General features: G+C 69.7%; 8 protein-coding genes and 1 tRNA gene. 4 read left to right on the top strand and 5 right to left on the bottom strand.

Annotated elements, in window-relative coordinates; translation table 11 throughout:
- Window positions 1–542: 542 nt before the first annotated feature.
- A complete protein-coding gene (gene tatA / locus Q1K70_RS14610) occupies window positions 543–839 on the top strand; it encodes a twin-arginine translocase TatA/TatE family subunit (protein WP_300161006.1) in 297 nt (98 codons plus the stop codon).
- Window positions 840–1,080: 241 nt separating this feature from the next.
- On the opposite strand, the gene Q1K70_RS14605 is transcribed toward tatA, so the two are convergent.
- The 3 genes from Q1K70_RS14605 to Q1K70_RS14595 form a co-directional block, all read right to left on the bottom strand.
- Entirely contained in the window at window positions 1,081–2,796 is a 1,716-nt protein-coding gene (locus Q1K70_RS14605) for a hypothetical protein (protein ID WP_300161004.1), read from the bottom strand.
- Window positions 2,797–3,125: 329 nt separating this feature from the next.
- A complete protein-coding gene (locus tag Q1K70_RS14600) occupies window positions 3,126–5,141 on the bottom strand; it encodes a glycosyl transferase (RefSeq protein ID WP_300161002.1) in 2,016 nt (671 codons plus the stop codon).
- A gap of 103 nt (window positions 5,142–5,244) precedes the next feature.
- Complete coding sequence (locus Q1K70_RS14595) at window positions 5,245–13,689, bottom strand: hypothetical protein (RefSeq protein WP_300161000.1); 8,445 nt, start codon at window positions 13,687–13,689, stop codon at window positions 5,245–5,247.
- 184 nt (window positions 13,690–13,873) lie between these two features.
- Between Q1K70_RS14595 and Q1K70_RS14590 the strand changes: the two genes are divergently transcribed.
- A complete protein-coding gene (locus Q1K70_RS14590) occupies window positions 13,874–15,640 on the top strand; it encodes an ATP-binding protein (protein WP_300160999.1) in 1,767 nt (588 codons plus the stop codon).
- Here Q1K70_RS14590 and Q1K70_RS14585 read toward each other — a convergent pair.
- Window positions 15,637–15,948 carry a hypothetical protein gene (locus Q1K70_RS14585; protein WP_300160997.1) on the bottom strand — a complete coding sequence of 104 codons (312 nt, stop codon included), beginning with the start codon at window positions 15,946–15,948 and terminating at the stop codon, window positions 15,637–15,639. The two genes, Q1K70_RS14590 and Q1K70_RS14585, sit on opposite strands and share 4 nt — an antisense overlap.
- 52 nt (window positions 15,949–16,000) lie before the next feature.
- The gene (locus tag Q1K70_RS14580) at window positions 16,001–16,165 is read right to left on the bottom strand and encodes a hypothetical protein (protein ID WP_300160995.1); all 165 of its coding nucleotides are present in this window, start codon (window positions 16,163–16,165) and stop codon (window positions 16,001–16,003) included.
- Between the two features lie 352 nt (window positions 16,166–16,517).
- Between Q1K70_RS14580 and Q1K70_RS14575 the strand changes: the two genes are divergently transcribed.
- Window positions 16,518–18,260, top strand: coding sequence for an NAD+ synthase (locus Q1K70_RS14575; RefSeq protein ID WP_300160993.1), 1,743 nt, complete (start codon window positions 16,518–16,520; stop codon window positions 18,258–18,260).
- Window positions 18,261–18,420: 160 nt separating this feature from the next.
- Window positions 18,421–18,496 (top strand) — tRNA-Thr (locus tag Q1K70_RS14570).
- The last annotated feature ends 218 nt before the right edge of the window (window positions 18,497–18,714 follow it).

The following is an 18,714-nucleotide window of genomic DNA, read 5'->3' as shown; positions in this document are numbered from 1 at the left end:
GCCAGAGAGGCGGTAAACGCCTGGCCTCGCGGTTGCGTGGAATAAGTTTGGCAAGTCCTGTGCCAGGATGTGTTCACAAAAATATCTTGCTGTTACGGGGTGTTGCAGATTCAAAAATAAGGAGGAAACGGGAATCAACGAAAAATCATTGTTGACGATGAATTTCCGCTGTTCCGTATGAAAGATCGTTTTAGTTCTAAAAATACATGAATTTCAAAGAGATAAATGCTAGCCTCAGCGGCGTCCATCCGGGCGGGAACGGGTTTCGGGGACGGGGCTTGGTCCGTTTTCGTGGCGACGGCAGCCTATGCAAGCGGCCGGCCGAATCAGCCGGCCTCGAGGATTGCGGTCATGGAGGCGACGGTGAAATCGACGAAGGCGCGCACCCGAAGCGGCCGTCGCCCCAGGGACCGAGCGCATCCGTTTCCGGAGGCGCGCCGTCCGGCCGCGCCGTTGGATTTCAGTATTTCCAGGTTGTCTTGTTCCGCCTGACCCCATGGATTATATGGCCGGATGCGAGCCTGACTCGCGGGAGGGCAACCATGGGATTGTTCGAGCCGATGCACCTCATCGTCATTCTGGTGATCGCGCTGGTGATCTTCGGGCCTGGCAAGATCGGCGACCTGGGCGGGAGCCTCGGCCGGGCGGTGCGCGACTTCAAGAAGGCCATGCACGAGGAGACGCCCTCGGCCCCGCCGGCCGAGGCAAGTCCGGCCGCTGCGCAGCCCGAACTGATGCAGCCGGCCGCGGCCACGCCCGCGCCGCCGGCGGCGGCCATGGCCCGGGAAGACGCGCCGACGCACGACGCGCCCGCCGGGGCGGCGACGAAAACCGCCTAACCCGCGTCCGCTGAGTCGACTGGGCGCGGAAGCGCCCGGCCCATGAGCACCGCCGCGCCGGCTTTGGCCACGAACCCGCAGCGTCCGGCGCTTGGCCGCAGGCCCTCGGCGGGACCATACGCGACCGGCGGCCGTCGTTGCTGATGCTTGTGGAATCGCGCCGGGGGCGTCCGCGGTCGCGGCGTCGCATCCGGCCGGTCCGCTTTTCCCGAAGGAGCGGCAGGGGCGGGGGAGCGCCGGCTTACCAGATATTGCGCGAAAGGACGGGAAAGAGCTTGAGCTGGGGCTGTCCCGTTTGCACGGGCAGGAGCCGGCCGAGGTTTCCGGCCTCGCCCTCGGGCGTGGCCAGGATGCCGACCACGAAGGCCGGCGCGTCCTGGGGCGGCTCTCCGGGGGCCAGGGCGTCGACGAAGCCTTCCTGGCGCAGGCGGCGGATGGGGTCGGCCTCGGGACCGGCCGGCTTGACGAAAATGGCGTTGGGGATGCGCAGGACCATCTTGAGGTACACGGCCGGGCTGACGACGAGTTCGTCGTTGTCCGTGTCGCCGACGACCAGGACCAGCGGCCTGTCCGGCTCCTTGGCCGCCATGGCGGCGATCCTTTCCAGGGCGGCGCGGTAGGCCGCGTTGGACTCGCCGAAGATGCGAATGAAGTCCTTGGCGAAAAGCGGCGTGGTCAAAAAGCCGTAGGCGCACAGGAAGCCGACGAGCATGCCGGCGGCCGCCCGCGCCGCCCCGGCCGGGACCAGAGCGGCCGTTTCCAGGAAGTACCGAGCGGCGAGAAGCCACAACAGGGCGGGCGTGGCGGAAAAAGGCAGGGAGTAGTGCTGGTTGTCGACCTCGCCGTGGTAGAACACGTACAGGGACAGGCCGAAGAGGAAGATCCAGGCCGCCGTCAGGCCGTAGGCGAGGGTTCTGCGCCGCGTGACGGCCCGGTTTTCCCTGCCCCGGCCGAGGACGAACCGGGCGGCGACGAGGACGGCCGCACAGGCCAGGTACCACGGCCACCGGATCAGGTCGCCGAAGCTCTTCAGATATTCGTCAAGCGACGTGCAGAAGGTCGCGACGCCGACCTCCCGGCCGTAGACGTCCGTGCCCGTGACGGACAGGGCGGCCCAGATGCCGAGGAAGACGTACAGGTCGCACAGCAGGTTGAGACCGAAAAAGACGAGGGCTCGCGGCCGCTGGCCGTCCGTCTCCCGCCGCCAGCGGTCGTAGAGGAAGGCCAGGGGCAGGACGCAGGCCAGGACGAACGTCTCCTTGGTCCCGAGCATCAGGATGTTGCCCAGGGTGAGCAGGGCGTAGGAACCGAAGGATACGGTCGGACGGTCGTGGTCGCGGGCCATGCGATGCACGACCAGGGCCAGGCCGAAAAGCCCGTAGACCTCCACCACGCCGGTGTCCCGAAACAGCCAATGCCATTGGAGCTGGGTGAGCAGCAGGCAGCCCGCCAGCACCGCCGTGATCCCGTCGAAGCAGCGCCGCAGCGCCAGGAGGAACAGGGCGACGGTCGCCAGGAAAAGGCAGCCGTACCAGACGTACCAGGCCGCGATGGCGTCGCCGAAAAGGAAGGCGTTCAGGGCGTACATGAACACGAACACCGGCTGGAACCGGCCCGAGGCGTTGTCGAAGACCACGGCCAGCGATTGCGTGCTGCCGAGGTGCCTGACGAGGTCCGAAAGCCCCATCCGGCCGGAGGGGCCGAGCATCATGGGGATGACGTAGTCGTCGGCCATGCTCCAGGTGTAGCCGGCCAGGGGCAGGCAGGTCAGGGCCAGGGTCAGGAGGATGCCGGCCGCGCCGCACCGGAAATAGGGGGCGTCTTCGCCGTTCCTTGTCGCGAATCCATAGGACGTGGCGACCAGCAGCAACGAGAGCAGCGCGGCATACTGGGCGCTGACGAAATGATCCTTGTGGTACAGGAAAAAGGAAATCGCGACGGAAAAAATCAACGCCAAGCACAGGCGCGACGCGCGTTGCTTGACGGGAGCGGCGTCTGGCGTTCGAGCTCTCGTATCGTCCGGACCGGATAACAGCAAAGCATCCTCTCGACAGTTCGCCAAGATGCCCGAGGGGGGCATCCCTTCGAAACAGCAGGGCCCCGAGCGGTCGGGCGCATTGGCGGTTTGGCGCGATGCAGGCAAAGGGGCGGGCCGCCGTCGGGACCTGGGCAAGCCAAGTCGTTTCCCGCAGGCGGCGGCCCACGGTGTTGCATAACCCTTCGGCCTTGCCGCCGTCCAGACCGGAATGCGCGCTTGCGGTCCCAAGCGGCGAACGGCTGGCGATCTTACGGGAAAAGCAGGGGATCCGCGACCAGGCGGGCGTCCCTGGAGATGGGCCGCAGGCGGTGCCGCCGGGCGAGCTGGTCCGTCCACCAGCCCCGGTAGTCGGCGATGCCCTGGACCTCGATGGCCTCGTGGTCCACCTGGCCGGCGGTCTCCAGGTAGACCTCGAGGTTGGCCAGGTCCGGCCGGGGGAGCCGGCCTTCCCGGCAGTCGCGCCACATGGCGGCGTAAAGCCCCTCCAGGCCGCGCACGAGTCCTGGCATGTCGAAGAGCGTGCAGTCCGCCCGCCCGGCCGCCAGACGCTCGCGCAGGGCGGCCAGGGCGTCGCGGTCGGCGCCCAGGGCCACGGCCCGCTCCACGTATTCCTCGGGCGTGGCGCACACGAGCTCGGGCAGCCCGGCCGCGCGCACGAGGCTGCCGCACACGCGCGAGGCGAAGGACCGGCCCGAGGCGGTCAGCACCGGCACCCCGGCCCACAGGGCGTCCGAGGCCGTGGTGTGCGCGCCGTAGGGCGTGGTGTCCAAAAATAGGTCGGCCAGGGGATAGCGGGCCAGGTGGGCCGGGTTGGCCGCCTTGTCCGCGAAGACCAGCCGCTCGGGCGCGATGCCGCGCGAGGCGGCGTAGTCCCGCAGGCGGCCGACCGTGGCCTCGGGCCCGCCGAGGAGCCACAGCACGCTCTCCGGCACCCGGGCCAGGATGGTGAGCCACCGGTCGAAGGTGTGGCGGTGGATCTTGTGGCTGCCGTTGAAGCAGCAATAGACCATGCCTTCCTCGGGCAGCCCGGCCTCGGCCCGGGTCGGCCGCGTCGGGGAGACCACGCGGTTGCGGTTGCTCGGCTGGTAGCAGGGCAGGCGCGTCACCTTCTCCGAGAAGTAGATCTCGTTTTCCTCGGGGATGATCCAGTCGTCGGCGATGAGGTAGTGGTGGTAGGGGCTGGCCATGGTGCCGGGGTAGCCCAGCCAGTTGACGATGACCGGGGCCGGCCGCAGGGCCACGAGCTTCAGGCGCGCGTCGCGGGTGTAGCCGTTGAGGTCGACCAGTATCTGGATGCCGTCGTCGGCCATGCGCCGGGCGGCCGCGGCGTCGTCGAGGTCCGTGATCACGGTGAAGCGGTCGGAGGTCTCCTTGAAATGCCGGTGCAGCGCGTCGTCCGTGGGGATGCCGCAGTAGTAGGCGTGGACCTCGACCTTCTCCCGGTCGTGGAGCCCGAGGACCTCGGTCATGAGGTAGCCCACGGCGTGCTCGCGCAGATCCGAGGACAGGTAGCCCACGCGAAGCGGCCCGTCATGGGCCATGGCCGTGGGCCATTCGGTCAGGGCTCCCTGGGACGAGCCCACGTCGCGGCGGTTGTAGCGGTCGGCCAGGGCCAGCTGCATGAGGGGATCGTCGGCCAGGGCCGCGGCGGACAGGGGCGACATGTCCATGAACAGCGTCTCCCGGGACACGCGTTCGCTCGGCAAAAGCACCGGCCATTCGCACTGCCGCTGGCGCAGGGCCACCAGGTGCTGCACCACCTCGCGCTGGTCCCGGTCGAGCTCCAGGCTCTCGCGCAGCATCTTCTCGGCCGCCTCGTCCTGGCTCACGGCCTCCAGCGCCCGGGCGCTCTGGTTGAGCGCCGTGGTCTTGTGCATGACCGCCTGGCCGCTCACCGCCGCCATCCTGGCCAGTCCGGCCGACCACTGGATGATGGCCAGGCCGATCTTGCCCAGGCGTTCGAGGATGCGGCCGAGGTTGATGTAGGCCGGCATGAAGTCCGCGTTGAGCGCGATGGCCCGCTCCAGGCACTCCTTGGCCGCTTCGAGCTTGCCCGTGTCGGTGAGCGCGATGGAGTAGTTGAAGAGCACGGCGTAGAGCAGCGGATCGTTGGGATTGGCCGCGACCCAGGCCGCGTAGGCCGCCTCGATGGAGGCGAGCTGGCCGCTCTGCTTGAAGGTTTCGGTGGTCCGGATGAGGTCGGACACGCTCAAATGCCCCACCATGGAGGCGATCAGGGCCGGGGAAAGAATGTCGGTGGCCATGGCGCTTGGCGTGCCCTCCTCGTGCTGCTTCAGGATCGCGGAACCGGCCGCCTGGGGGACGGCCGGCCGTTAGTCGCCGGAAAAAGATCTTCCCGCCCGTGCATCAGGCCAGCGCGGCGGCCAGGGCGTTGAGCTGCTCCGTGGTCATACTGGCCAATTGCGTCGTTGTAAACGCGCCGATCTGCGTGGCGTTGAGGCATTCCAGGTCCGTTGTGGACAGGCCGTCGATAGCCGTCTCGGACAAGGCCCCGATGGTCGTGGTGGTCACTTGCGACCATTGGGTCGCCGCGATGTTGGCCAGTTGCGTGCTGGTGAGCAGGTCGTACTGGTTGGGGGTCAGGGCGGCGAACTGGGTGGGCGTCAGGGCGGCGAACTGGGTCGTGGTCATGGCCCGCAGTTCCGTGCCGGAAAGGCTCGCCACCTGGGTCTCCGTGAGGGCGGCGACCTGGGTGGCCGAGAGCACGCCGAACTGCGCGACGCTCAGGGACCGGAGCTGGAGGCGGTCGAGGCCCACGATCTGCGTGGCGGTGAGCGCCGCGATCTGGGTGGTGGACAGCTCGGCGATCTCGGTGGTGGTGAGGGCGCCGATCTGGGACGAGGTCAGGCCGGACAGCTGGGTCAGGGTCATGCTCCCGATCTGCGTCTCGGTCAGCCCCTTGATGCCGTCCGAGGACAGCGCCGCGAGCTGCGTGGAGGTCAGCGTCTCGAACGGGGACCGGCTCAGGGCCGCCACCTGGGTCGCCGTCAGGCCGCTTATGGTCGTGGTGCTGAGCTGCTGGATCTGGGACGTGGTGAGACTCGCCAGTTGCGTCGCGGTCAGGCCGGCCACGCCCGTGGCCGACAGGCTCTTGAACTGGGTGGTGGTCAGGCTGGCCAGTTCCGTGGTCGTCATGCCCGAGATGGCCGAAGCGGAAAGCGCCCCGATCTGCGTGGCGGTCATGCCCGCCAGCTGGGTGGTGGTCAGGGAGGCGACCTGGGTGGCGGTCAGGCCGGACACGGCCGAGGTGGACAGTTCCGCGACCTGGGTCCTGGTCAGGGCGTCGAGCTGGGTGACGGACAGGGCCGCGGCCTGGGACGTGGTCAGGCCGCCGAGTTCCGTGGCCGTCAGCACGCCGAGCTGGGTGGTGGTCAGGGCGGCGATGACCGCCGTGGACAGCGCGCCCATGCCCGTGGCCGAGAGCGAGGCCAGCTGCGTGGTGGACAGCGCGCCCACGTCCTCGGCCGTGAGGCCCGACAGGGCGGTGGTCGAAAGCGCGGCCATCTCGGCGGCGGTCAGCGCCCCCACCTGGGTCGAGGCCAGGCTGGTGATCTGGCTGGCCGAGAGCCCGGCCACGCCCGTGGCGGACAGGGCCGCCACCTGCGTGGTGGACAGCGCCGCCAGCTGGGCGGCGGTCAGCCCGGACACCTGCGTGGAGGTCAGGCCGGCCATTTGCGTGGTGGTCAGGGCCGCCACCTGGGCCGTGGTCATGCCCGCGACCTGCGTGGAGGTCAGGGCGGCGACCTGGGCGGCGGTCAGGGCCGCGAACTGCCGGGAGGTCAGGGCGGCGAATTCCGTGGCGGTCAGCCCGGTCACGGCCGTGGTCGACAGGCTGGCGATCTGGGTGGTGGAAAGGGCGGCCAGCTGGGTGGTGGTCAGGCCGGCCACCTGGGTGGACGTGAGTCCGGCCGCCTGCGTGGCGGTCAGGGCGGACAGGCGCGTGGCGGACAGCGACGCCGTCTGGGTGGCGGTCAGCGCGCCCACCTGCGTGGCGGAAAGCCCCGCGAACTGGGTGGCCGTCAACTGGCCCAGGCGCGTGGCGGACAGCGACTGGACCTGGGTCGTGGTCAGGGCGGCCATTTCCGTGGCCGTCAAGGCCCCGAGCTGGGTGGTGGACAGGGTGTCCAGCTGCGTGGCGGTCAGGCCCTTGACCGCGCTCGTCGACAGCGCGCCGATCTGCGTCTTGCTCATGGCCTCGAGCTGGTCCACGGACATGGCCGCGATCTGCGTCTCGGTCAGACCGCCGATCTCCGTCACGGTCAAAAGGCCCAGCTGGGTGCGCGTGAGCGCCGCCGCCTGGGTGGTGGTCAGCGCCCCGATCTGGGTCGGGGTCAGGGCCGTCAGCTGCCTGGTGGTCAGGGCGGCGAATTCCGTGGTGGTGAGCCCGGTGACGGCCGTGGTGGACAGGCCCGCGATCTGGGTGGCGGAAAGGGCCGCCAGTTGGGTCGTGGTCAGGGCGGCCAGGCCGGAGCTGGTCAGCGAACCCATCTGCGTGGCCGACAGCGCCCCGATCTGGGAAGCGGAGAGCGCCGCCAGCTGGGTCGTGGTCAGGGCCTCGATTTCCGTATGAGTCAGGCCGCCGATCTGGGTGGTGGAAAGGGTCCCGATCTGGCCGGCGGAAAGCCCGGCGAACTGGGTGGTGGTCAGCGCCCCGATCTGGGTCGAAGTCAGCTGGCGCAACTGGGTGTCGCTCATGGCCGCAAGCTGCGTGGCGGTCAGGCCCTGGACGCCGGTCGTGGTCAGGGCGGCCAGCTGCGTGGCGCTCAAGGCGGCCAGTTGCGTCGCGCCGAGGGCGGCCACCTGGGATTCGGTCAGGCCGCTGATCTCCGTGGTGGTCAGCACGCCGATCTGGGCCGTGGTCAGCGCGCCCAGCTGGGTGACGGACAGCGCGCCGAACTGGGTGGCGGTCAGGGCGGCCAACTGGCGGGTGGTCAGCATGGCCAGTTCGGTGGTGGTGAGCCCGGCCACGGCCGTGGTGGACAGGGCCGCGACTTGCGTGGTGGTCAGGGCGGCCAGCTGGGTTCCGTTTAAGGCCTGGACCTGGCCGGTGGTGAGCGCCTCCATCTGGGTGGCGGTCAGGGCGGATATCTGCGTGGCGGACAGGGCCGCGACCTGGCTTTCGGTCAGGGCGGCGATGCCGGTGCTCGTCATGGCCCGCAGCTGGGTGGCGGACAGGGCGGCCAGCTGGGTGGCGGACAGGGCCGCGAGCTGCGTTTCGTTGAGCGACGCCATCTGGGCGGCCGACAGGGCTCCGATCTGGGTCGTGGTCAGGCCCCGGATGGACGTGGCGTCGAAGCCGTCCACGCCGGCCACGGACAGGGCGGCCAACTGGTCCGCCGACAGGGCGGCCAGCTGGGTGGAGGAAAGGGCCGCGATCTGGGTCGATTCCAGGCCGCTGATCTGGGTCAGGGTCAGGGCGGCCATGCGGGTCGTGGACAGCCCGGCCAACTGCGTTTCGGTCAGCGCCCCGATCTGGGTGGAGGTGAGCGCCGCGAACTGGTCCGTGGTCAGGGCGGCCAGCTCGGCGCCGGTGAGCCCGGAGACGGCCGTTTCGGACAGGGCGGCGATCTGCGTGGCGGTCAGGGCGGCCAATTGGCTGGTGGTCAGGGCGGCCATCTGCGTGCTGCTAAGGACGGCCAGGTCCGTCACGGACAAAGCGGCGATCTGGGTCACGGACAGGTTGGCCATGGCCGTGGTCGTCAGGCCGTCGATGGCGGTCGGCGACAGGGCGGCGATTTGCGTGGCGGCCAGGGCGGCCAGTTGGGTCGTGCTCAGGGCGGCCAGCTGCGTGTCCGTGAGCCCCGCGATTTCGGTGGTGGTCAGGGCCGCCCATTGGGTGGCGGTCAGGGCGCCGATCTGTCCCGTGGACAGGGCGGCGACCTGGCTGGAAGTCATGGCCGCGACCTGGCGGGTGGACAGGGCCGCGATGGCCGTGGCCGTGAGTCCGGCCACGGCGGTGGTGGTCAGGGCGGCGAGCTGCGCCGTGGACAGGACGGCGATCTGCGTCGCGTCGAGGCTGGCCACTTGCGTCGAGGTCAGGCTGGCCATGCCGGTGGCGGTCATGGCGGACAGCTGGGTGGTGGTCAGGGCGTCGATCTGCGCCGTGGTCAGGTCGCCGATTTGCGTCGCGGTCATGGCCCGCAGCTGGGTGGTGGTCAGGCTCTGGATCTGGGTGGCGGACAGGGCGGCGATCTGGCTGTCGCTTAAAGCCCTTATCTCCGTGGCGTTCATGGCCGCCAGTTGGGTCGGGGAAAGGGCCGCCACCTGGGTGGTGGTGAGCCCGGCCACGGCCGCGGCCGACAGGGCGGCCATCTGGCTCGTGGACAGCGTGGCCAACTGGCTGGTGGTCAGGGAGCCGATTTGCGCCGCGTCGAGGCCGGCCAGGGCGGTGGCGGACAGGGCCGCCAGCTGGGTCGCGCCGAGCGTCGCCAGCTGCTGGGTGGAAAGGGCCCCGAGCTGCTTCGCCGTGAGCGCCCCGAGTTGGGCGGAAGACAGGTCGGCCAGCTGGGTGGCGGACAGGGCGGCCACGGCCGCTTCGGGCAGGGCGGCCATCTGCGTGCGGGACAGGGCCGCCAGCTGGGTCTCGGTCAGGGAGGCGGCTTCGGTGGCGGTCAGCCCGGACAGGGCGGTGGCGCTCAGTGCTCCGATCTGGGTTTCGGTCAGGGCTCCCAGTTGGGTTTCGGACAGCGCGCCCACGGCCGTGGCCGTCAGGCCACGGACCTGCGTGGTGGTGAGCAGCGCCAGCTGGTCGAGGGTGAGCCCGGCCACGGCCGAGGCGGAAAGCGCCGCGAACTGGGTGGCGCTTAAGGCGGCGAACTGGGTCGACGTCAGTTCGGCCACGTCCGTGCTGGTCAGCCCGGCCATCTGCGTGGTGGTCAGCACCTTGATCTGGCTGGTGGTCAGGGCCGCGATCTGGGTCCCGTCCAGGGCGCTGACGCCCTCGCTGCCGATGCCTTTGACCTGGGCCGTGGTCAGGGCGGCCAGCTGGGTGGTGGAAAGGGCGGCCACGGTGGTGGAGGAGAGCCCGGCCACCTGGCTGGCGGTGAGCGCCCGCAACTGGCTGGTGGTCAGCCCCGTCGCCTGGGTGGCGGTCAGGCTGCCGAGCGCCGTGGCGGTAAGCGCCGCCATCTGCCTGTCGGACAGGGCGGCCAGCTGGGTGGCGGTCAGGCCGTCGAGCTGGGAGCCGGTAAGTCCCCGCAGGGCCGTGGTGGTCAGGGCGGAAATCTGTTCGGCCGACAGGGCGGCCAGCTGGGTGTCGGCCAGGCCGGCCACGATGGAACTGGACAGGCCCTTGATCTGCGTGGCGGTCAGGGCGGCGGCCTGGGTGGCGGAGAGCCCTTCCAGGGCGGTGGCGGTCAGGGCGGCGATCTGGGTCGAGGTCAGGGCCGCCAGTTCGGTGAGGGTCAGCTCGCCGACGTCCGTGCTGCTCAGGCCCTTGAGCTGGGTGGCGGTCAGGGCGGCCAGCTGGGTGGCGGACAGGGCGGCCATCTGCGTGGCGGACAGGGTGCTGACGTCCGTCGCGGTCAGGCCCTTGAGCTGGGTGGTGGTCATGGCGGCCAGCTGGGTTTCGGTCAGCGCGGCCACGGCCGTGTCGGACAGGGCGGTGAGTTGTGTGGCCGTCAGCTTGCCGAGCTGGGTGACGGCGAGGGCGGCCAGTTGGGTCGAGGTCAGGCCGGCCAGGCCGGCGGAGGACAAGCCGGCCAGTTGGGTCGAGGTCAGTCCGGCCAGTTGGGTGGTGGTCATGGCGCCCACGGCCGTGCTGCCCAGGCCGCCGAGGGCGGTGGTGGACAGGGCGGCGACCTGGGTGGCGGACAGGGCGGCGAGCTGCTCCGTGGAGAGCGCCGCGGCCTGCGTCCGGGTCAGGCCGGAAAGTTGGGCGGCGGTCAGGGCGGCGAACTTGTCCGTGTCCAGGCCGGCCAGGGCGGTGGCGGTCAGTCCCGAAAGCTGGGTGGAGCTCAGCAGCGCCAGCATGGTCGTGGTCAGTTCGCCCATGTCGTCGGCGTTTAAGCCCGAAAGCTGAGTGGTGGTCAGCGCGGCCAGCTGGGTTTGGGACAGCGAGGCCATTTGGGTGGCGGTCAGGGCGCTCAGCGACGTGGCGGACAGGGCGCGCAGCTGCGTCACCGTCATGGCGGCGATCTGGGTCTCGGTCAGGCCGTCCACGGCGTCGGAAGACAGGGCGGCGATCTGGGTGGTGGTCAGCCGGGCGATCTGGGTGGTGGACAGGCTGGCCAGTTGGGCGTCGCTCAGGTTCCCGAGCTGCGCCTTGGTCAGGGCGGAGATCTGCGTGGTCTGCAGGGCGGCCAGCTGGGTATCGGCCAGGCTGGCGATCTGCGTGGAGGTGAGCCCGGTTACGGCCGTGGAGGAGAGCTTGCCGAGCTGGGTTTCGGACAGGGCCTTGAGCTGGGTGTCGGCCAGACCGGACAGGGCGGTGGAGGTCAGAGCCTTGAGCTGGGCGTCGGAAAGGCCGGCCAGCTGTTCCTCGGTCAGGCCCGAAGCGCCGGCGGCGGTCAGGCCGGCGATCTGGGCGGCGGTCAGGGCCTGGAGCACGGAAAGGGGCAGCTCGCCGAGGTCCGTGGCCGAGAGCCCGCGGATCTGGGCCGTGGTCAGGGCGGCGATCTGGGCCGTGGACAGTCCGGCGAGCTGGGTCGTGGTGAGTTCGCCCAGGTTGGTGCTGGTCAGGCCCCGCAGCTGGGTGGTGCTCATGGCGGAAAGCTGGGTGGACGACAGGGCGTCCACGGCCGTGGCCGTCAGGGAGGCGATCTGGGTGGAGCTGAGCACGTCCAGCTGTGCGGGCGTCAGGGCGGCGATCTGGGCGGCGGTCAGGCCCTTGATCTGGGCGGCGGTCAGGCCGGCGATCTGGGTGGTGGTCAGGCCGGCGAACTGGGTCACGGTCAGGCCGCTGACGGCGCCGCTGCCGAGCCGCTGCAGCTGGGTGGTGGCCAACGCCGCCATCTGGGCGGCGGACATGGCCGCGATCTGCGTATCGACAAGGCCGGCCACGGCGACCGTGGACAGCCCCCGGATCTGCGTCGTGCTCAGCACGGCCACCTGGTCCTGGGTCAGCCCGGACACGGCGGTGCTGGTCAGGGCGGCGATCTGCGTCTGGCTCAGGCAGGCCAGTTCGGTCAGGCTCAGTTCCGAAACGTCGGTGCTGGTGAGGGACTTGAGCTGGGTGGTGGTCAGGGCGGCGATCTGGGCCGCGTCCAGGACGGAGAACTGGGCCTGGCTCAGACCGCTCAGGGACGCGCCGGAAAGGCTGGCGACCTGCGTGGTCGTCATGGCGTCGAACTGGTCGCCGGTCAAGGCCGAAGCGGCGGTGGCGGTCAGGGCGGCGACTTGCGTCGTGGTGAGTGTCCTGACCTGGCCGGTGGACAGCAGGGGAATCTGGTCGGCCGTGAGCCCCCTGATCTGGGTGACGGTCAGGGCGGCGACCTGGGCGGTGGTCAGGGCGGCCAGTTGCGTCGCGGTCAGTTTGCCGATTTCCGGGGCGCTCAGGCCGCGCAGGGCGGTGGTGGACAGCACGGCGACCTGCGCGGCCGACAAGGCGGCGAGCTGGGTGTCCACCAGGGGGGTGACCGCGGTGACGGTCAGGGCCGCGACCTGGGTGGTGGTCAGGGCGGCGATCTGGTCCTCGGTCAGTCCCTTGGCCTGGGTGCTGGTGAAGGCGGCGATCTGCGTTTCCGTCAGCAGGGCCAAGTCGGTCATATTCAGTTCGCTGACGTCGGTGCTGGTCAGGCCGCGAATCTGCGTCGTGGTCAGGGACTGGAACTGTTCGGCGGACAGGGAGGCGGTCTGGGTCTGGTTGAGCGCGCTGATGAAGGTCACGCCGATCGACGCGATCTGCGTCGAGGTCAGAACGGCGAGCTGGCTGGCGGAGAGGGCGTCGATGCCCGTGGCGGAAAAGGCCGCCAACTGGCCGCCGGTCATGGCCGATATCTGGGTCGTGCTCAGGGCCGAAACCTGGCCGCCGTCGAACCTTTTGAGCTGCGCGGCGGTCAGGGCGGCGATCTGCGTCGTGGACAGGCTCTGGATCTGGGTGGTGGTCAGCCCGGCCAGGGAAAGCGTGTTGAGGGACTTGACCTGGGTGGCGGACAGGGCGGCGAGCTGGCTGGCGGACAGCAGCTGGATCTGGGTCGTGGACAGGGCCGCGACCTCGGTGCCCGTGAGGCACGCGATCTGGGTGCCGGACAGGGCGGCAAGCTGGTCCTCGGACAGGACCCGTATCTGGGAGGCGGTCAGGGCGGCGACCTGGGTCGTGGTCATGGCCGCCAGTTGGTCGGTGCTCAGCGCGGCGACGCCGGTCGTGGTCAGGGCCTTGACCTGGGTGGCGGACAGGGCGGCGAGCTGCGTGGTGGACAGGGCGGCGACCTGGTCCTCGGAAAGGGTCCGGACCTGGGTGGAGGTCATGCCCCGTACCTGGGTGGTGGTCAGGGCGGCCAGCTGCGTCGCGGACAGCTTGGAGACCTGGGTGGTGGTCAGTTCGGCGATGTCGCCGGCCGTGAGCCCGGCCAGTTGGGTCAGGGACAGGGAAGCGATCTCGTCCGGGGTGAAGACCGCGATCTGGGTCTTGGTCAGGGCGGAAAACTGTGCCGCGCTGAAGTAGACGATCTGGCCCACGGTCAGGGCGGCGGCCTGTGAGGTGGTCAGGGCGGCGAGCTGGGAGGCGCTTAAGGCGTCGACCTGGGATTCGACGAGGGAGGAAAAGCCTGTCGCGCCAAGGCTTCTGAGCTGGGTGGCGGTCAGCGCCGAGATGGCGGTGGGAGTGTAGGTATCTATGGTTGCGACGGTCATGGATCCTGCTCCTTGCCTGCGCGTCTTCCTTTCCAATGGGAAATTTTTGCCGAGACGACCCTGGCTGGGAGTCCTCAGGCAAGAAAAGCGCCAAACCGTCGCGACCGCCTCGCCTTGCGGCGATCCCGACCTCACATTGCGCGGCCGTGGGGATTCCGCTATTTGAAGGAGCATCGGAGGGCCGATGACTCGCAAGCACATCCTCGTCGCCTGCCTGGTGTTCGCGCTGCTGACCGTGGCCGTGGCCGGCATGGGGTATCGGGCCAAGACCGATGTCGAGGCCCTGGTCACCGAGCAGTTCAACGCCCAGCAGCTGCTCCTGGCCCAGAAGATCGCCGAGGACATCGTCGACCACTTCGCCTTCCTGCGCACGAGCCTCGAGGACATGGCCGCGGGCTGGGGCGACGCGGCCTCGGACGGCAAACCCCGGCTTCCCGCGCCGGCCGTTTCCGGCCCCCTGGCCCGGTGGAACGTGGTCGCCCTCGGGGTGCAGGCCCCGGGGGAGGCGCGGCCGCGCTTTTTCGATCCTTCCGGAACGGCTCTGGACGACCCCGGCCTGTGCCCGGCCGCCTGCGGCGACGTCCTGGCCGCGGCCGCCGGGCCCGGCCACGTGGCCACGGGCCGGGCGTTCACGCCGTCCGCAGGCTCTTTCGCCGGTCGTCGGCTGCTCCCCATGGCCGTCTCCCTGGACGGCGACAAGGGCCGCCCGGGCGGGCTGATCCTCGTGGCCGACGCCCTGGCCGTGGCCGCCCGCTACGCCCACGGCGTGCAGTCCGGCCGCACCGGCTACGCCTGGGTCCTGGACGACAAGGGCGTCTTCCTGGACCACTACGAGACCGAATTCATTGGCCGGGATTCCCTGGACGCGCGCCGGGAGCGCAACCCGGACATCGACTGGTCGCGGCTGCGCTGGCTCATCGAGAAGCGGGTCATGGCCGGCGAGCGGGGCACGGACTGGTACGTGTCGGGCTGGCACCGGGGCCGGGTCGGCGAGGTCAAGAAGTACGCGGCCTTCTGCCCGGCCTCCCTGGATCCGGGCCGCGACGCGGGCAACCGCTGGGCCGTGGCCCTGGCCGCGCCCCAGGACGAGGTCGAGGGGCTCATCGGCCGGCTGGTGGTGCGGCAGTGGCTGCTGGTGGGGCTTTTCGAGCTGATGGTGTTCGCGGGCTTCGCCACGGTGATGCATTTCGCCCTGCGCTGGAACACCACCCTTTCCCGCGAGGTGGACAAGACGGCCCGGGAGCTGCTCGGGGCCCAGGAGAAGCTCATCCGCTCCGAGCGCTTCGCGGCCATAGGCGAGGCGGCGGCCCGGCTCTCCCACGAGATAAAAAATCCCCTCATGCTCATGGGCGGCTTCGCCGGCCAGGTGCGGCGCCATCTGGCCGAGGACGACAAGGACGCCGAGAAGCTGGCCATCATCGAGGCCGAAGCCAAACGCCTGGAATCGCTTTTAAACGAGGTGCGCGACTTCACCCGCCCGGCCGTGCCCCACATCGAGGCCCGGGACGTCAACGAAACCGTGCGCGGCTCCCTGGCCGTGATGCGCCCGGCCCTGGAAGCCCGGGGGATCGTGCCGGAGGTCCGCCTCGACACGTCCCTGCCGCCCGTGCCCCACGACGCCGACCGCATGCGGCAGGTGCTGCTCAACCTCATGAAGAACGCGGCCGAGGCCATGGAGGCCGGCGGCCGGCTGGTGGTCGCCACCGAAGCCGTGGCCGGCAAGTTCCGGCTCACCGTGGCCGACACCGGCGGCGGCATCCCCGAGAGCGTGCGCGCCCGGGTGTTCGACCCCTTCTGCACCACCAAGGAGTCCGGCACGGGCCTGGGCCTGGCCGTGTGCCAGCGCATCGTCGAGGACCACCGCGGCGAGATACGCTTCGTCACGAGCGAGGCGGGCACGACCTTCGTCGTGGAACTGCCCCTCGCCCAGGGACGAACCGACCTCCCTTAGGGCCTTGACGCGGGCGCGAGCGCTCTTTTCACGCAGGCCAGGATGTTGGCGTGGGTCTCGTCGTAGAGCATGCTGTCCGGCTCGGCCGCGTCGTAGTAGCCGCTCCAGGTCTCCTTGTAGAGGCTCCCGGGCAGGCGCGACAGGTCGCCCGCGCCGATGCGGCAGATGACGGGCCGGCCCCGCCAGACGGCCCGGCCCTGGTAGCAGCAGCGGCCCTTGTGGTCGGCCACGGGCCGCAGGCCGTAGCCGGCGAGCAGGGTCCGTATGCAGGCCGCTTCGTCGCCGAAGGGAAAGCGCATGTCGGTCATGGCCGCGTCTCCCGTGCCCCGGCGGCGGGCGCGCCGCGCCGGGCGTCGCGTTTCATTTGGTTTCTCCGGGTTCCGGGCTTCGCGGGGCCGGGGGTTGGTCGAATTCCGAGGGTTGGCGCCGGGCGGGCGTTTCGGCGTTTTGGCGCGAGGGTCCGAAAAAGCTCTTGGCCCAGCCCTTGGCCTGGCGGCGCGAGGAAATCGAGGAATGAGACAGCATGGCGGCTCCTTCTCGCCCGGCACGGACGGCCGGGCGGGTTTGCTGGAGCCAGTCTATAGCGATAATGAAAATCATTGTCAATTGATTTGTGGGCAAGAGGTCCGGTCCCGGCGGCCGGAAGGATCGGCCCGAAAGTGCCGGCCGGCCCCGGCACGCCGTCCGGGGCCGGTGGCGGGGAGAGTCGCCGACGAGTCCGGCCCGGGCTGTCGCTCAAGCGCCGGAGGGGCGCGATGACGACGCCGGCTTTCGCGACGCCCGCCTGGCCCGCTTCGGCGGATGCATCCGGCGGTTGCCGCCGGCGGCGAGACGGGCTAGATATTCAGCCGATTTGGGGCGGGAAAAGGAGGCGGCCATGGCCGGTTTTCGCGTGATGCTTTGCCAGCTCAATCCCACCGTGGGAGACGTCGACGGCAACGCCGCCAAGGTCCTGGCCGGCCTCGAGGCGGCGCGCCAGGCCGGGGCGGACCTGGCGGTCTTTCCGGAAATGGTCCTTTCCGGCTATCCGCCCGAGGACCTGCTCATCAAGCCCGATTTTTTGGCTGCCTGCATGGAGCGGGCCCGGACCATCGCCGGGCGCTGCCGGGGCATCACGGCCGTGTACGGCTGCCCGTGGCTGGAAGGCGACCTGCAAAACGCGGCCGTGGTCGCGCACGACGGGGCCGTGGCCGCCGTGGTCGCCAAGCGCTACCTGCCCAATTACGGGGTTTTCGATGAGAACCGCTATTTCGCCGCCGGGCGGGGGAGCTGCGTCTTCGACCGCGACGGCTTCGTGTTCGGCGTGAGCGTGTGCGAGGACATCTGGTATCCCGGCGGCCCGCCGGCCGAGCAGGCCCACGGAGGCGGGGCGCGCCTTCTCGTCAACATTTCCGCCTCGCCCTACCACCAGGGCAAGGGCGCGGCCCGGGAGCGGATGCTCTCCACCCGGGCCACGGACAACGGGGCTTTCGTGGCCTACGCCAACATGGTCGGCGGCCAGGACGAGCTGGTTTTCGACGGCCACAGCGTGGTCTTCGGCCCGGACGGCACGCTGCTGGCCCGGGGGCGGCAGTTCGCCGAGGACATGGTGGTGTGCGACCTCGACCCGGGGCTGCCCACGCGTCGGCGGCTGCTCGATCCGCGTTGCCGCAAGTGGGAGCCGGCCCTGGAAGCCTGTCCGCGTCGGGTGCTTCTTTCCGCCGTGGGCGCGCCGGTGCGGGCCGCGCTGGCCCCTGCACCGGTCCCGCCGGTTCTTTGCGACTTGGAGCAGGTCTACCGGGCGCTCGTGCTCGGCACGGGCGACTACGTGCGCAAATCGGGGTTTCCGGGCGTGGCCATCGGGCTTTCCGGCGGCATCGACTCGTCGCTGACGGCGGTGATCGCCGCCGACGCCCTGGGGCCGGAGAACGTGCTCGGCGTGGCCATGCCCACGCGTTTTTCCTCGGACGACAGCCTGGAGGACGCGAGGGCCCTGGCCGAGGCGCTTGGCATCGAATTCCACGTGGTGGCCATCGAGGAGGTCTTCAAGTCCTTTCTCGGCGCGCTGTCCCCGCTTTTCGGCGACCGTCCCTTCGACGTGACCGAGGAGAACCTCCAGCCGCGCATCCGGGGCACGCTGCTGATGGCTCTGTCCAACAAGTTCGGCCGCCTGGTCCTGACCACGGGCAACAAGTCCGAGGTGGGGGTGGGCTATTCGACGCTCTACGGCGACACGGCCGGCGGTTACGCGGTGATCAAGGACGTGCCGAAGACGCTGGTGTACGCCCTGTCGCGCTGGCGCAACGTCCAGGCGGGCCGGGACCTCATCCCGGCGCGGGTGCTGGTGAAGCCGCCCACGGCGGAGCTGCGTCCCAACCAGAAGGATTCGGATTCCCTGCCGGAATACGACGCCCTGGATCCGGTGCTGGCGGCCTATGTGGAGGACGGGCTTTCGCCGTCGGCCATGGTTGCGGCGGGCATGGACCCGGCGGTGGTGGACCGCGTGACGCGCCTTGTGGACCGCAACGAGTACAAGCGCCGGCAGAGTCCGCCCGGCCCGAAGATCACGACGCGCGCCTTCGGCAAGGACTGGCGTCTGCCCATCGTCAACCGCTACGCGCCGCCGCGCGGCGGCTCCTGAGTCGGGGTAACGGGTTTGCCACGGTCCCCCGGGGCGCGATCGCGTCGTTTGTTGACCGCCAAACGCGGGCGTATCAGGCCGTAAACGTTCGAGTTCGACCGATGGTCAAAATCCCTTGACGCTGCTGGAGCCCGCGTGTATCAAGCATTTCCTCACATTTGCCAGCATAGCTCAGTTGGTAGAGCAGCTGATTCGTAATCAGCAGGTCGGGAGTTCGAGTCTCCCTGCTGGCTCCATAATTTCAAGGGGTTAGGACCGATGGTCCTGGCCCCTTTTTCCTTTTTCAGCGGGCCATGCCTGTTGGCATCGTTGGCGGACCCGATTTATCCGCAATCCCAAATCCCCCTGTCATCCCGTCCACCCCACCCGTTTTGTCCCCCAGGTGTTTTTCGGCCGAGCGGGTAGTCGTCTTTTTATCTGTAATTTCAGTGTATTGAAAAATTTTGAACGAATT

The organism is Solidesulfovibrio sp., assembly GCF_029978005.1.
Classification (GTDB): domain Bacteria; phylum Desulfobacterota; class Desulfovibrionia; order Desulfovibrionales; family Desulfovibrionaceae; genus Solidesulfovibrio.
This window is presented reverse-complemented; position numbering and strand designations above follow the sequence as displayed.

What these genes read in the sequence shown, in the direction of transcription:
- tatA (WP_300161006.1), top strand. Translation starts at nt 543, where the DNA reads ATGGGATTGTTCGAGCCGATGCACCTCATCGTCATTCTGGTGATCGCG.
- Q1K70_RS14600 (WP_300161002.1), bottom strand. Translation starts at nt 5,141, where the DNA reads ATGGCCACCGACATTCTTTCCCCGGCCCTGATCGCCTCCATGGTGGGG.
- Q1K70_RS14595 (WP_300161000.1), bottom strand. Translation starts at nt 13,689, where the DNA reads ATGACCGTCGCAACCATAGATACCTACACTCCCACCGCCATCTCGGCG.
- Q1K70_RS14590 (WP_300160999.1), top strand. Translation starts at nt 13,874, where the DNA reads ATGACTCGCAAGCACATCCTCGTCGCCTGCCTGGTGTTCGCGCTGCTG.
- Q1K70_RS14585 (WP_300160997.1), bottom strand. Translation starts at nt 15,948, where the DNA reads ATGACCGACATGCGCTTTCCCTTCGGCGACGAAGCGGCCTGCATACGG.
- Q1K70_RS14580 (WP_300160995.1), bottom strand. Translation starts at nt 16,165, where the DNA reads ATGCTGTCTCATTCCTCGATTTCCTCGCGCCGCCAGGCCAAGGGCTGG.
- Q1K70_RS14575 (WP_300160993.1), top strand. Translation starts at nt 16,518, where the DNA reads ATGGCCGGTTTTCGCGTGATGCTTTGCCAGCTCAATCCCACCGTGGGA.